Annotated in this window: 11 protein-coding genes; 8 read left to right on the forward strand and 3 right to left on the reverse strand. The window is 63.1% G+C overall.

The window, feature by feature from the left end; translation table 11 throughout:
- Positions 1 to 4 precede the first annotated feature (4 nt).
- From ACGKZZ_RS06215 to ftsA, 3 genes are read left to right on the forward strand one after another with little or no spacing between them, the layout of a single operon-like run.
- Positions 5 to 919: a D-alanine--D-alanine ligase gene (locus ACGKZZ_RS06215; protein WP_411222619.1), complete on the forward strand. Its 915-nt coding sequence runs from the start codon at positions 5 to 7 to the stop codon at positions 917 to 919.
- Complete coding sequence (locus tag ACGKZZ_RS06220; RefSeq protein ID WP_411222620.1) at positions 907 to 1,782, forward strand: cell division protein FtsQ/DivIB; 876 nt, start codon at positions 907 to 909, stop codon at positions 1,780 to 1,782. Before ACGKZZ_RS06215 ends, ACGKZZ_RS06220 begins: the two co-directional genes overlap by 13 nt.
- Positions 1,779 to 3,113, forward strand: coding sequence for a cell division protein FtsA (ftsA, locus tag ACGKZZ_RS06225; RefSeq protein WP_411222621.1), 1,335 nt, complete (start codon positions 1,779 to 1,781; stop codon positions 3,111 to 3,113). The genes ACGKZZ_RS06220 and ftsA overlap by 4 nt, the downstream gene beginning before the upstream one ends.
- Before the next feature lie 85 nt (positions 3,114 to 3,198).
- Here the strand turns inward: ftsA and ACGKZZ_RS06230 are convergent, their stop codons facing one another.
- Entirely contained in the window at positions 3,199 to 4,251 is a 1,053-nt protein-coding gene (locus ACGKZZ_RS06230; protein ID WP_411222622.1) for a hypothetical protein, read from the reverse strand.
- Positions 4,252 to 4,711: 460 nt separating this feature from the next.
- Here ACGKZZ_RS06230 and ftsZ point away from each other — a divergent pair, with 460 nt between their 5' ends.
- From ftsZ to ACGKZZ_RS06255, 5 genes are all read left to right on the forward strand, one after another.
- Complete coding sequence (ftsZ, locus tag ACGKZZ_RS06235) at positions 4,712 to 6,343, forward strand: cell division protein FtsZ (protein WP_411222623.1); 1,632 nt, start codon at positions 4,712 to 4,714, stop codon at positions 6,341 to 6,343.
- Positions 6,344 to 6,555: 212 nt separating this feature from the next.
- Positions 6,556 to 7,476, forward strand: a complete 921-nt coding sequence (lpxC, locus tag ACGKZZ_RS06240) for a UDP-3-O-acyl-N-acetylglucosamine deacetylase (protein ID WP_411222732.1) — start codon at positions 6,556 to 6,558, stop codon at positions 7,474 to 7,476.
- A gap of 134 nt (positions 7,477 to 7,610) precedes the next feature.
- Positions 7,611 to 8,465, forward strand: a complete 855-nt coding sequence (locus tag ACGKZZ_RS06245) for an outer membrane protein assembly factor BamD (RefSeq protein WP_411222624.1) — start codon at positions 7,611 to 7,613, stop codon at positions 8,463 to 8,465.
- Between the two features lie 36 nt (positions 8,466 to 8,501).
- On the forward strand, positions 8,502 to 10,154 hold the full coding sequence (recN, locus tag ACGKZZ_RS06250; protein ID WP_411222625.1) for a DNA repair protein RecN: 1,653 nt from the start codon (positions 8,502 to 8,504) through the stop codon (positions 10,152 to 10,154).
- A 107-nt stretch (positions 10,155 to 10,261) separates the two neighbouring features.
- Positions 10,262 to 11,938 (forward strand): chloride channel protein, encoded by a 1,677-nt coding sequence (locus tag ACGKZZ_RS06255; RefSeq protein ID WP_411222626.1) that lies wholly within the window; start codon positions 10,262 to 10,264, stop codon positions 11,936 to 11,938.
- 13 nt (positions 11,939 to 11,951) lie between these two features.
- Here ACGKZZ_RS06255 and ACGKZZ_RS06260 read toward each other — a convergent pair whose 3' ends face one another.
- Positions 11,952 to 12,296 carry a DUF427 domain-containing protein gene (locus ACGKZZ_RS06260; protein WP_411222628.1) on the reverse strand — a complete coding sequence of 115 codons (345 nt, stop codon included), beginning with the start codon at positions 12,294 to 12,296 and terminating at the stop codon, positions 11,952 to 11,954.
- Between the two features lie 59 nt (positions 12,297 to 12,355).
- Positions 12,356 to 14,137, reverse strand: a complete 1,782-nt coding sequence (locus ACGKZZ_RS06265; protein WP_411222733.1) for an aminopeptidase P family protein — start codon at positions 14,135 to 14,137, stop codon at positions 12,356 to 12,358.
- Positions 14,138 to 14,199: the final 62 nt, after the last annotated feature.

Below are 14,199 nucleotides of genomic sequence, written 5' to 3' on the forward strand. Positions count from 1 at the left end.
GGGTATGTCGAGCAAGGCAAGCCCGAAAGTGGCAGTGTTGATGGGCGGCCCCTCGGCAGAGCGCGAGGTGTCTCTGTCGTCGGGGCGCGAATGCGCGGCCGCTTTACGGGGCGAAGGCTATGAGGTTCACGCGGTCGATGCAGGCCGTGATCTTGCCCAGGTGCTATGCGATCTTTCTCCTGACATCGTGTTCAACGCCTTGCATGGCCGGTGGGGTGAGGATGGCTGCGTGCAGGGCCTGCTGGAATGGCTGGGCCTGCCCTATACCCATTCGGGCGTTCTGGCTTCGGCGCTGGCGATGGACAAGGAGCGCACCAAGGCGGTCTACCGGCGGCACGGATTGCCGGTTGTGGACAGCGTTCTGGCCGCGCGCGACGACGTGCGGGCGCGCCATGTGATGACGCCGCCCTATGTGGTCAAGCCGTTCAACGAGGGCTCTTCGGTTGGGGTCTACCTGGTGCAGGAAGCGGCGAACGGGCCGCGTGCGCTGGATGACGACATGCCTGAGACGGTGATGGTCGAGGCGTTTGCGCCGGGGCGGGAATTGACCACGACGGTGTTGGGCGACCGGGCGCTGTGTGTGACCGATATCCTGACCGACGGATGGTATGACTACGACGCCAAGTACAAGGCCGGTGGATCGCGCCATGTGGTGCCTGCCGACATACCCGACGAGATCACCGCGGCCTGCCTGGACTATGCGCGGCGCGCACATGACGCGTTGGGGTGCCGGGGCGTCAGCCGCACCGATTTCCGCTGGGACGAGGCGCGGGGGCTCGACGGGTTGATCCTGCTTGAGACGAATACCCAGCCCGGCATGACGCCCACGTCATTGACCCCCGAGCAGGCGGCGCATGTCGGCATGAGCTTTGGCGATCTGTGCCGCTGGATGGTGGAGGACGCGTCATGTCACAGATGATCACGCGCCCCGATCCTGCGCCGTCGCGGTTGAAATACCGCATGGAGCGGTTGATGCTGACGCCGCTGTTCCGGCTGCTGTTGCGGTTCGGGTTGCCGTGTCTGGCGACGTTCGGTGCGGCAAGCTGGTGGCTGTCGGTGGATGCCAACCGGCAGATGGTAATCGACACCTATACCGATCTTCGCATGCAGGTCGAAAGCCGACCGGAATTCATGGTCAACATGATGGCGGTGGACGGGGCGAGCGATCTGGTGGCCGAAGGCATACGAGAGATGCTGCCGCTGGAGTTTCCCATTAGTTCTTTCGATCTTGATCTGGAGCAGATGCGCGAAACGGTCGTGTCGCTCGATCCGGTGAAATCGGCGCGGCTTTATGTGCGTCAGGGAAACGTGTTGCAGGTCGATGTGGTCGAGCGCGTGCCGGTGGTGCTGTGGCGCAATGATCGGGGCTTGCAGCTTTTGGACGAGGACGGGGTTCTGGTCGGGCCCGCGTTCCTGCGCGCTGACTGGCCGGATTTGCCGCTGATCGTGGGCGATGGTGCGCAAGCGCGTGTGAGCGAGGCGCTCGATCTGGCTGCGGCGGCCGGGCCGCTGTCGTCGCGTTTGCGTGGATTCGTGCGAATGGGCGAACGTCGCTGGGATGTCGTCCTTGATCGCGGCCAACGTGTCTTGCTGCCCGAAGTTGACGGCGCGCAGGCGCTGGAACGGGTGATCGCGATGGACGATGCGGTTGATCTGCTGGAGCGCGATCTGGTCGCGGTCGATCTGCGGCTGGCGCATCGGCCGACATTGAGAATGACAGACGGAGCGGTGCAGGAATTGCTGCGCATCCGGTCGATTGAGGCAGGAGAATCATCGGAATGATCGAGCTATACGAGTCTCAGCGGGCAATGCGCAACATGCGCCGCGCAGCGATGCAGCGAGGCGTGATCGCGATCCTCGACATCGGGAGTTCCAAGATCGGCTGCCTTGTGCTGCGCTTTGACGGCACCGACCGCGGTCTTGAAAGCGACAGCATCGGATCGCTTGCCGGGCAATCGGGGTTCCGGGTGATCGGTGCGGCAACGACGCGGTCGCGCGGGGTGCGCTTTGGCGAGATCGAAGCGATGACGGAAACCGAGCGTGCCATTCGCACGGCGGTGCAGGCGGCTCAGAAAATGGCGCAGATCCGGGTCGATCACGTGATCGCCTGTTTCGGCGGCGCCGATCCCCGCAGCTATGGTCTGGCCGGCAAGGTCGATGTGGCCGGCACAACGGTCGACGAACAGGATGTGGCGCGGGTGCTGTCGGCCTGCGAAGTGCCCGATTTCGGGCATGGCCGTGAGGTTCTGCATGCGCAGCCGGTGAATTTCGCGCTCGATCACCGGAGCGGTCTGATCGATCCGCGTGGGCAGATCGGGCAGGAGCTTGCCACCGACATGCACATGCTGACGGTGGACGCGATGGCAGTGCGCAATCTGGCCCATTGCATGAAGCGCTGCGATCTGGAACTGGCGGGCATTGCGAGCTCGGCCTATGTGTCCGGCGTCTCGGCGCTGGTCGAGGACGAGCAGGAACTGGGTGCAGCCTGTATCGACATGGGCGGCGGCGCGACCGGCATTTCGATCTTCATGAAGAAACACATGATCTATGCCGACGCCGTGCGCATGGGGGGCGATCACGTCACCAGCGACATTTCGATGGGGCTTCAGGTGCCGATGGCGGTGGCCGAGCGGATCAAGACGTTCCACGGCGGTGTGGTGGCGACCGGCATGGACGACCGCGACATGATCGAGATCGGCGGCGATACCGGCGATTGGCACCATGATCGCCGCTCGGTCAGCCGGGCGGAACTGATCGGCATCATGCGACCACGGGTCGAGGAGATCCTTGAAGAGGTGCGCGCGCGGCTTGACGTGGCGGGGTTCGAGCATCTGCCAAGCCAGCAGATCGTGCTGACCGGTGGCGCGAGCCAAATCCCCGGACTGGACGGTCTGGCGACGAAAATCCTGGGTCAGCAGGTGCGGCTGGGCCGGCCGATGCGGGTGCATGGATTGCCGCAAGCGGCGACGGGGCCGGGCTTTGCCAGTGCCGTAGGGCTTTGCCTGTTCGCGGCGCATCCGCAGGACGAATGGTGGGATTTCGAAATTCCCGTAGACCGGTATCCGGCGCGCTCTCTCAAGCGGGCGGTGAAGTGGTTCCGCGACAATTGGTAAACCGCGCTCTGCGGCTCAGAGCAATACACAGAAAAATTCCCCGCCAGATTGGCGGGGACATTCGTTTCAAGGTGGTCCGCGTAGATCAGTCGAGATCGACCGGACGGCCAAGGAAGGCACCGCCTGCGGCAGCGGCAAGCCCGATCAGGGAGGCCAGCGCGGCGAGCAGGGCAGCCGATGCGGCGGCGTCGGCGGCATCGTCAGCGGCTTCGGAAGCAGCGGCTTGGGCGTCATCAAGAGCGTCTTGAGCCTGTTGGATCGACGTCTGCACTTCGCCGCTCAGGCGTTGCAGTTCCGCTTCGACCTGATTGACATAGGCTTCTGCTTCTTGCGGCGTCAGGTCCAGACGGCGCTCCATCACACGGATGGCTTGCTCGCGGTCTTCCTCGGAAATCACCGCATTCTCACCGCCGACGAGCGTATCGGCGAGCTGCTGCAACCGGTCTCGAGCGTTGTCGGGGTTGCGCCAGATGTCCATCGCAGCCCCTTCGATAAGGCTGCGCGCGCGGGCCTGCTCGGCACGGCTGATCACGTTGCGAAAGGCTTCCTGCGCCTCGTCCTGAAAGTTATCGGGCGTGATGCCGTTCTCGCGCAGGCGCGACGCGACGGGTTCGGGAAGGTCTTCCAACCCGATTTGGCTGACTGCGAGATCCGGCAGGCTCACGTCGTCAGGAACTGCCGCGTCAAAGGCGTCTGCGGTGGCGGACGCAGTGCTTGACACAGCCGATCCGGCGAGGCTGATGGCGGAGCCGGCCATGTTGAACAGTCCCATGCTCGCACTGACGGCAAGCCAGGCGGCGAGCAGGGTGGAAAGACCCCAGACCGTCGCGCCGTGCAGGATCGCGCCCATGCCGTGCAGCACTCCGGCGAGCCGACCGGCGACAAAACCACCTGCGCCAAGCGCAACCAACTGGCTGAGGAACATCCAGATTGGCGTTGCACTCGGAACCGCTCCAAGTGGGTCGTTCGCATCGACTTCGATGGCGGAAAAACCGATACCGGCGCCCAGAAGGCTGAGCAAAGCGAAGATTGCGAGACCGACGACGGTGCCGGCGAATATTGCGCCCCACGAGGCGCGGCCCCCAAGATCGAGCCGGGCTTCGGCGGTGTATGCGGTGGTTCGATTGACGGCTGGCATGGTCGGCACCTTTTTTTCTGGACAGAGAGTTCGATTTAAGGACCAACGCCACACGCGAAACTTCGTTCCACGCTCAACCTCAACGGATAATGCCGGCGTGGATATTATCGGAATTCGAGTGCGAAATACGGACGCCACGCGCTGGCGGTGGCGGGGAATACGTGCTAGGCTCGTCGCATAGATCGGTCCCAACACCGGCAGGCAGAGCAGAGCCAGAATTTCAATCGCATAAAGACTGTCGCTTAAGGCGACTGATTCCCTGTGCCTAGTGGCGAGGCGGGGCGAAACCGCTAGATATCGTCGGGTTGGCGAAATTCCGCGAGAAACTTGCAAAATAGGGCCATATTTGGTGGTATTTCCGCGTTTTTTTCGTGACGTTCGTGCGTCAAATCGTTATTACTGGCTAAAATAGGCGCAGGAAATGCCCTGAATGGGGCGAAAACAGCAGGCGGACAGACACATGACTTTGAACCTTTCGGTGCCCGGACAGGAAGAATTGAAACCCCGCATCACCGTGTTCGGTGTCGGCGGTGCTGGCGGCAACGCGGTGAACAACATGATCGAAAAGGCGCTCGATGGCGTCGATTTCGTGGTTGCCAACACCGATGCTCAGGCGCTTCAGCAAAGCCAGTCGCAAAGTCGCATCCAGCTTGGAGTGAAAGTCACCGAAGGTCTGGGCGCGGGCGCGCGGGCCTCTGTCGGTGCCGCGGCTGCCGAGGAGAGCATAGAGCAGATCGTCGATCATCTGGCTGGCGCGCATATGTGTTTCATCACAGCCGGCATGGGCGGAGGCACTGGGACCGGGGCGGCGCCGATCATTGCGCAAGCCGCGCGGGAGCTGGGCGTTCTGACGGTCGGCGTGGTGACCAAGCCGTTCCAATTCGAGGGCGGCAAGCGGATGCAGCAGGCCGAGGATGGCGTCGACGCGCTGCAAAAGGTGGTCGATACGCTGATCATCATTCCCAACCAGAACCTGTTCCGGCTGGCGAATGAAAAGACCACCTTTACCGAAGCGTTCTCGATGGCGGACGATGTTCTTTATCAGGGTGTGAAGGGTGTGACCGACCTGATGGTGCGTCCGGGCCTGATCAACCTCGATTTCGCCGACGTGCGCGCGGTGATGGACGAGATGGGCAAGGCGATGATGGGCACAGGCGAGGCCGAGGGCGAGGATCGCGCGATCCAAGCCGCCGAAAAGGCCATTGCCAACCCGCTGCTGGATGAAATCAGCCTGCGCGGCGCCAAGGGTGTTCTCATCAACATCACCGGCGGCCATGATCTGACGCTGTTCGAGCTGGACGAAGCGGCAAACCGTATTCGCGAAGAGGTGGATTCGGACGCCAATATCATCGTCGGCTCGACGCTCGATGACGGCATGGAGGGCAAGATGCGGGTGAGTGTTGTCGCGACCGGCATTGATGCAGTTGACGTACACACCGAAATCCCCGTGCCGCGCCGGTCGCTCGCAACGCCGCTGACGCAAACGACCAAGGTCGAGGATGCCCGTTCCGAAAAGCCCGAGCCGATGCCACAGCCCGTCGCTGCGCGTGTCGCCGAAGCGGCAGAAGAACCATCGCTGTTCGGATCAGCCGAGACCGAGCGCGAAGCGGCGGAAGAGCAGATGGAAACCATTTTCGAGCAGCAAGCACCGCAACAGGAGTCGGTTGACGAAGACGGTTTGCCGATGCCCGCATATCGCCCGCAAGTTGCCGAATTCAGCCCGCGCGAAGACAGCATCGAAGCCGATCCCGAGCAGTTCGTCGCACCGCGTGCACCTGCTCCGGGCACACCGAGCGCCGAGGCGCTTGCGCGTCTTCAGGCTGCCGCATCGCGGGCGCGTCCTGCCCCCGGCACAGCGCGTCCCCATCACCAAGCCGAAGCCGAGCCGGCCGATAGCGAAAGACCCCGGTTCGGGATCAATTCGCTGATCAACCGGATGACCGGACACACCCAGGGTGGCGAAGCCCCGGTGCGCCGGTCGAGCCAGCCGCCGGTTCAGTCGAGCGCAGCGGCCCCGGCACCCGAGCCCGAGGTGGATGCCGATCAGGAGCGGATTGAAATCCCGGCCTTCCTGCGACGTCAAGCCAACTGATACCGCGGAGAACCGCCTGTGAAACGCCCCCGTTTTCGTGGGCGTTTTCGTTTTGTATCAACAGTTTACTTGATTGCGCGGAAATCCGCCGATGCATAAGAGGTGCATGTTTCACACCGTTATATTCTTTGATTTGAGGCGGCGGCTGGCAGTTTGTATTACCTCACTCGAAACGAGGCGCTCTAAATGTGTCCGTAACCACTGAGGTTCTTTTGCAGACAACCGTCCAATCTCCGATCCGGTTCGAAGGAATTGGTTTGCACACCGGTCTTCCGGTTGCGATGTCCGTCTGCCCTGCACCGGCCAATCACGGAATCGTATTCCAGCGGACGGATATTCGTCTGGGCAACGCGCGGATTCCCGCGCTTTGGGATCATGCCGAGCAATCGCCCCTGTGCACGCTGATTGTCAACGATGCCGGTGTTTCGGTGTCCACGATCGAACACGTCATGGCGGCCTTCGCGGGCTGTGGTGTTCACAACGCTCTGGTCAAGATTGACGGGCCCGAAGTTCCCGTGCTCGACGGCAGCGCGGCACCGTTCGTGCGCAAGATCATGGCGGCTGGCGTCGCGCGCCTGTCGGCGCCGATCCGGGTGATCGAGGTGTTGAGCACGGTCGAGGTCCACACCGCTCAGGGTTGGGCGCGGCTGGCGCCCGGGGCCGGGCTGACGATGGATTTTCACATCGATTTCAAAGACCAGGCAATCGGCAAGCAAAGCAAATCGCTTGACCTGTGCAATGGCACATTTGTGCGGGAATTGTGCGACAGCCGGACGTTCTGTCGTGCGTCTGACGTTGAGGCGATGCGCGCTGCCGGCAAGGCATTGGGCGGAACGATGGACAATGCGGTGGTGGTCGATGGCAATTGCGTCCTGACCCCCGGCGGCTTGCGCCATGAGGACGAAGCGGTGCGGCACAAGATGCTGGACGCGTTGGGCGATCTGTCGCTGGCCGGTGCGCCGATCCTGGGCCATTACGAGGGCCACAAGGCGGGCCACACGCTGACCAACATGCTGCTGCGCGAACTGTTCGCGACGCCCGATGGCTACCGGATTCGCGAGTGTGACTTTGCGCTTGCGGCGCGGCTGCCCGGTGCGGGGGTCAACGCGACCGAGATTCCCGCTGTCGCGTGACACGCCGGGCGGGTTGCAATACAGCCTCACGAATGATTGCCGTGCAAAGGCGTTTTGCCTCGGGATTTTCTGTGCTAGGACCGAAGCGGACAAGTGGCACCTATAGCCACGGCGACTTTAGATAGGTGACGGGCATGGCAGCGGGCAGACACGCAAGAGCTGTGATCGGAGCGGGGCTCTTGGCATTGACGCTGGGAGCGTGCGGCAACGGTGAACGGCCGGGCTTCGGCCCCGGTGGCGTACCAATTGAAAATTTCACCGCCGAGCAGATTTACGAGCGCGGCGAATTCGAGCTGGATCGCAAGGATCCGGAAGATGCAGCCTTCTATTTCTCGGAAGTTGAGCGGCTTTATCCCTATTCGGAATGGGCCAAGCGTGGCGTCATCATGCAGGCCTATGCCTATCACCAGAACAAGGATTACGAGAGCAGCCGGGGTGCCGCGCAGCGGTATATCGACTTCTATCCAACCGACGAAGATGCCGCTTATGCGCAATACTTGCTGGCGCTGAGCTATTACGACCAGATCGAGGAAGTGGGCCGCGACCAGGGTCTGACCTTTCAGGCGTTGCAGGCGCTGCGGACGGTGATCGAGCGGTATCCGGACAGCGAATATGCGCGGTCGTCCGTGTTGAAGTTCGATCTGGCCTTCGATCATCTCGCGGCCAAGGAAATGGAGATCGGGCGCTATTACCTCAAGCGCGATCATTACCCGGCCGCGATCAACCGGTTCCGCGTTGTGGTCGAGGATTTCCAGACCACCACGCACACCGCCGAGGCGCTGCACCGGCTGGTGGAAGCCTACCTGTCCCTTGGCCTGACCGACGAGGCGCAAACCGCCGGGGCGATCCTGGGGTACAATTACCAGTCGACCGAGTGGTACGAGGACAGCTACGCCCTGCTGACGGGTCGCGGTCTTGAGATGAAGTCGATCGGCGACAACTGGCTGAGCAAGGTTTACCGTCAGATGGTCAAGGGCCAGTGGCTTTAGGGACGGTGGGTCTGACCGCCCGCCCAACGCATCAAAATGCTGCGCACGCTTGACATACGCGACATGCTTATCATCGACCGGCTGGAACTGGAGTTTCAGTCGGGTCTGAACGTGCTGACAGGTGAGACCGGGGCCGGCAAATCGATTCTGCTGGATTCTCTGGGGTTTGTTCTCGGCTGGCGCGGGCGCGCCGAACTGGTCCGCAGCGGTGCCGAACAGGGCGAGGTCACGGCGGTGTTCGATCTGCCTGCGCGCCATCCGGCACGTGCGGTTCTGGCGGACGCCGGTTTTGACGAGACGGACGAGTTGATCCTGCGGCGGGTGAACACGGTCGAGGGGCGCAAGACCGGGTGGGTCAATGACCGGCGCGCCAGTGGTGAGATGTTGCGCGCGCTGTCCGAGACATTGGTGGAACTGCACGGCCAGCACGATGATCGCGGCTTGCTGAACCCGAAGGGGCATCGCGCGCTTCTGGATACGTTTGCCGCGCATGACGCGCTGTTGGCAGAGGTCAGAACCGCGTGGAGCGCGATGTCAAAGGCGCGCAAGGCGGTGGCCGAGGCGGAAGCGGCCTATGCTGCTGCACAGGCCGAGGAAGATTTCCTGCGCCACGCGGTCGCCGAGTTGGACAAGCTGGCACCCGAGGTGGGAGAGGACGCCGAGTTGGATGCCAGGCGCCGGATGATGCAGAGTGCCGAACGGATCCGCGATGATATCGCGCGGGCTGCTCAGGTCATGGGGCTGGAAGGCGCGGAAGGCGCGATGGCGGATGCGCTGCGCTGGCTTGACGGGGTCAGCGATGCGGCGGATGGGCAGTTGGACGAACCGCTTGGCGCGTTGACCCGCGCGATGGCGGAACTGGACGAAGCGTCGCGCGGTGTCGCGCGCTGCCTCGATGCGCTGGAGTTCGATCCCACAGAGCTTGACGCGACCGAAGAGCGTCTGTTCGCGCTGCGCGGGCTGGCCCGCAAGCACAGCGTCGCGCCCGACGATCTTGCCGGTCTGGCCGACAACTTGCGCGACCGGCTGATGGCGCTGGATCAAGGTGCCGACCGAATGGCGCAATTGCAGGCCGAACTGCGAGCGTTGCAGGTAACGTATGACAGCGCAGCGGACGCCCTGCGCCAGAGCCGCGCCGAGGCGGCTGGGCGACTGGACAAGGCGGTCTGCGCGGAACTGGCCCCGCTCAAGATGGAGAGGGCCGTTTTCGTGACCGAACTGACGGACGCGCCGGCGGGCCCTGATGGGCGCGACACGGTGGCATTTGCCGTCGCGCCGAACCCCGGCGCGCCTGCCGGACCGATTGGCAAGATCGCCTCGGGCGGGGAGTTGAGCCGGTTTCTTCTGGCGTTGAAGGTCTGCCTCTCCGAGCGGCGCGATGCGGGGATCACCATGATCTTTGATGAAATCGACCGCGGAGTCGGCGGTGCCACGGCGGACGCGGTCGGGCGACGTCTGGCCGCGCTGGCCCGAGACGGTCAGGTGCTGGTGGTCACACACTCACCACAGGTCGCCGCCCTTGGCGCGCATCATTGGCGGGTGGAAAAACAGGTGAGCGATGGGCAGACGATTTCGACCGTGGTGCCGCTGGATTCCACCGCGCGCGAAGGCGAGATTGCGCGCATGTTATCGGGCGACACGGTGACCGACCAGGCCCGCGCCGCCGCGCGGGCATTGCTGGCGGGCTGAGGCCGGGCGATGTCTCTGAAGGCTTGGAGACGACGACAGCTTGGGTTAAGCGTTGAATTTCAGACAGTTTCGGCGTGTGTTTGGCGCCCCTGAAAGGATCACCCGGCATGAGGTCGACCTTGCGTGAACAGTGGCTGCACCTGAAAAAACAGGGCAAGCGTGGCTGGGACGTCTTGCGCCGCAAGGGACCGTCGCAATTCCAGTTCTGGTTGATCGCGCTGATGATCGGCATCGCGGCCGGTCTTGCGGCCACGGGTTTCCGCCTGGCGATCACGCTGTTGCAAACGTCGGTCTACGGCACACCCAGCGTGACGACGATCCACAGTTACGCAGAGAACCTGCCGTGGTGGATGCTTCTGGCGATCCCGACGATGGGCGGGCTCGTTGTCGGGGTGATCGTGCATTACTTCACGCCCGATGGTCGTGTCCGTGCGGTCGCCGACGTTGTCGAGGGCGCGGCGCTGAATGACGGACGGGTCGAGACCAAGGCCGGTATCGCCTCGGCGGTCTGTTCCTGGATCACGCTGTCCACGGGGGGCAGCTCGGGGCGCGAGGGGCCGGTGGTTCATATCGCGGCGCTGATTTCATCCTGGGTCTCAAACACCATCCGTGCTGATGGCGTCACCGGACGCGATCTTTTGGGCTGTGCCGTCGCCGCCGCTGTCTCGGCCAGTTTCAACGCCCCCATCGCGGGCGCGCTGTTCGCACTCGAAGTCATCCTGCGCCACTTTTCCGTCCACGCCTTTGCGCCCATCGTGGTGGCCAGTGCGGCGGGCACGGTGATCAACCGCCTGATGTTCGGAGATGTCACCGAGTTTTCCCTGTCCGGCACGACAACGGTCGAGTTCTATCTGGAATTGCCCGCGTTCTTTATCCTTGGTCTGGTCTGTGGGCTGGTCGCGGTGGCGATGATGCGCGCGGTGTTTCTGGCCGAGGATGTGGGCGAGCAGGTTCAGCGCAGGCTGGGTGTGCCGCATCTGCTTCTTCCGGCGGTCGCGGGGGTGCTTCTTGGTGCGCTGGCGATCTGGTTCCCCCACATCATCGGCGTCGGCTACGAAACCACGTCGCGCGCATTGACGGGTACATTGCTCTGGCACGAGGCGATTGTGTTTGCGATGCTCAAGGTGATCGCTGTTGCAATCACACTGGGCGGGCGCATGGGCGGCGGTATCTTCTCGCCGTCGCTGATGCTGGGCGCGCTGACCGGGCTGGCCTTTGGTCTGATCGCGACAGGCATTTTCCCAGACAATTCCGGTGCACCCACACTTTACGCTCTTGCAGGAATGGGGGCGGTTGCGGCGGCTGTTCTGGGCGCGCCGATCTCGACCACGTTGATCGTGTTCGAGCTCACCGGCGACTGGCAAACTGGCCTTGCAGTGATGGTGTCGGTGTCGATGTCCACTTCGCTGTCGTCGCGATTGGTGGACCGGTCGTTCTTCCTCACCCAACTGGAACGGCGCAACGTGCGCCTATCGGCAGGACCGCAGGCCTATCTGCTGGCGATGTTCCGGGTGCAGGGTGTGATGCGCAAACCAGATGCGGAAAACGCGGCGGATCAGGACACCTGCCTGTCGATGGTCGAGCAGGGGCTCTACGTGCAGGCGCAGGCGACGCTGGAAACCGCACTGCCGCTGTTTGACAAATCCGGCGTTGCCTTTCTGCCGGTGGTCAAGCTCGAAGGCGAGGACAGCGCGCCGGTGTTACAGGGCGCGCTGTTCCATGTCGATGCGCTCAAGGCGTATAACCGCGCCCTTGCGGCGACTGCCGAGGAAGAGCACCGCTGAGATCGGCGCTGGACTAAATCCGCTCGACCGTGACGTCATCCTGCGCATTGAAGGCCAGATGACCCTTGATCGCGGACGCGCCCGCTTTCGGATCTTCATAGCTCCAGACCGCGTTTTTCAGGGTCACGCTTTTCGACACGATGTCGAAATGGTGCGCCGTCCCTTTGGTCGGGCAGTCGCTACGATGTTCGGAGGCGTCCAGAAACGCCATCGCGACATCATCGCGCGGGAAGTAGATGACGAAGGGGCGGTCGCCTTCCGTTACCATGATAGCATCGGTGCTTTCTGCGATCACCGCACCACCGGTTCGCACGACCCATGTGCCGTCGGCTTTCTTGATCGTAATGTCGTCTTGCATGATCCATCCCTTTTGACCGCGATGTAGCGGGGTTGGCGGTATGTTGTAAATGTCAAAGCTCAGATCGGAGCGCAGACCCGGGTCAGCCACGACGCGACGTCACGATCAACCAACGGCCCGATCCTCGACTGCACATCGGCGTGATAGGCATTGAGCCAGTCGCGCTCCACGCGTGTCAGAAGCTCCGTGTCAACGAGAGATGTGTCGATCGGCGCGAATGTCAACGTCTCGAAACACAGCATGTCGGGCACTGTCTGGTCCGGAAGGGCCGGGGCCTCTTGCACGACGAGCAGGTTTTCGATCCGAATGCCGAAGGCGCCCGGCTTGTAGAAGCCCGGCTCGTTCGACAGGATCATGCCGGGTGCAAGCGGCACGGTCCCAGTGCGTGCAAGGCGCTGCGGTCCTTCGTGCACGCTAAGGTAGGATCCGACGCCGTGCCCCGTCCCGTGGCCGTAATCCATTCCGTGCTCCCACAGCGCGACCCGTGCCAAAGCGTCAAGATCGCGCCCGGCCAGTCCCTTGGGCCAGCGCACCCGCGACATCGCGATCATGCCCTTCAGCACCAGCGTGAACGCACGCCGCTCCTCGTCGCGTGGCTGTCCGATGGCAACCGTGCGGGTGATGTCGGTTGTGCCATCGACATACTGACCGCCGCTATCGACCAGCAAGAGCCCATGCTCGACCTTGCGATTGCTCGACTCGGTGACGCGGTAATGCACGATTGCGCCATGCTCACCGGCCCCGGCGATGGTATCAAAGCTGATGTCGCGCAACTGACCGGTCTCCGCGCGCTCCTGTTCGAGCCGTGTGACCACGTCGATCTCGGTCAGGCTGCCTGCCGGCTGGCTGTCGAGCCAGCCGAGGAACCGCGCCATTGCCGCGCCGTCGCGCAGATGCGCCGCGCGCGCGCCATCGAGTTCCACATCCGTCTTGCTGGCCTTGGGCAATGCACAGGGGTCGCGCGCTTCGATCAGCTCGATCCTTGCGGTTTCAAGCGTATCGGCAACGATCACCGGACAACTGGCCGGGTCGATCAACACGGGGCCGTTCAACGATGCGATGACGGAAAGGAACGTATCAACGGGTGCAACCCGCACATTGGAGCCAAGATGATCGCCGAGGTTCGCCACTTTCTGCTCGTCCACAAAGAGTGTCACCTCGCCGCTGTCGTGCAGCACCGCGAACGCATGCAGGAACGGCGTGCGCGGCACATCGTTGCCGCGAATGTTGAGCAGCCAGCAAATGCTGTCGGGCAGGGTCAGAACGGCAGCAGTCGCCGGTTCAAGCGTTTGCGCGAGGCGGGTGATCTTCTCGCCATGCGCCTTGCCGGTCAGGGACACAGGTTGCACGAAAGCCGGTGCCGCGGGCGGTTTGGGCTGATCGTCCCAGATCCGGTCGACGAGGTTGCTCACGCGGCGCAACTCGATATCTCCCACTTGTTTTTTGAGATCGCGCAGTTGGTCCAAAGTCATCAGCCACGGATCGAACCCGATCACGCTGCCCGCTGGCACCTGCTTTGCGATCCATGCGCCCAGCGTCGTTTCGGGCCAATCGACCGGCGTGAACACATCCGCCACCTGAGAGCGCACCTGCACGCGGTAGCGCCCATCAACGAAGATGCCCGCCGACTCCGCCAAGGCCACGCAGAATCCCGCGGAGCCGGTGAACCCTGTCAGCCATGACAGGCGGTCGTCACGCGGGGCGACGTATTCGCCTTGATGCGCATCGGCGCGCGGAATGATGAACCCGTCAAGCCCTTCGTCCGCCATGACCTGCCGCAGCGCGGCCAGTCTGGGTGGTCCCTGTTCGGGGTGCGAGGGTTCGCTGAAGCTCTGAAACATGACGTCGTCTCCGGTAAGATCGCGCAGCACGGAACAGGCTGCGATCCTGTTTTCTTTTCTTC

The sequence above is a fragment of the Marivita sp. S2033 genome (genome assembly GCF_046592965.1).
Taxonomy (GTDB): domain Bacteria; phylum Pseudomonadota; class Alphaproteobacteria; order Rhodobacterales; family Rhodobacteraceae; genus Marivita.

Coding starts and splice junctions, on each gene's coding strand:
- ACGKZZ_RS06215 (WP_411222619.1), top strand. CDS start 5: ATGTCGAGCAAGGCAAGCCCGAAAGTGGCAGTGTTGATGGGCGGCCCC.
- ACGKZZ_RS06220 (WP_411222620.1), top strand. CDS start 907: ATGTCACAGATGATCACGCGCCCCGATCCTGCGCCGTCGCGGTTGAAA.
- ftsA (WP_411222621.1), top strand. CDS start 1,779: ATGATCGAGCTATACGAGTCTCAGCGGGCAATGCGCAACATGCGCCGC.
- ACGKZZ_RS06230 (WP_411222622.1), bottom strand. CDS start 4,251: ATGCCAGCCGTCAATCGAACCACCGCATACACCGCCGAAGCCCGGCTC.
- ftsZ (WP_411222623.1), top strand. CDS start 4,712: ATGACTTTGAACCTTTCGGTGCCCGGACAGGAAGAATTGAAACCCCGC.
- ACGKZZ_RS06245 (WP_411222624.1), top strand. CDS start 7,611: ATGGCAGCGGGCAGACACGCAAGAGCTGTGATCGGAGCGGGGCTCTTG.
- recN (WP_411222625.1), top strand. CDS start 8,502: ATGCTGCGCACGCTTGACATACGCGACATGCTTATCATCGACCGGCTG.
- ACGKZZ_RS06255 (WP_411222626.1), top strand. CDS start 10,262: ATGAGGTCGACCTTGCGTGAACAGTGGCTGCACCTGAAAAAACAGGGC.
- ACGKZZ_RS06260 (WP_411222628.1), bottom strand. CDS start 12,296: ATGCAAGACGACATTACGATCAAGAAAGCCGACGGCACATGGGTCGTG.
- ACGKZZ_RS06265 (WP_411222733.1), bottom strand. CDS start 14,137: ATGTTTCAGAGCTTCAGCGAACCCTCGCACCCCGAACAGGGACCACCC.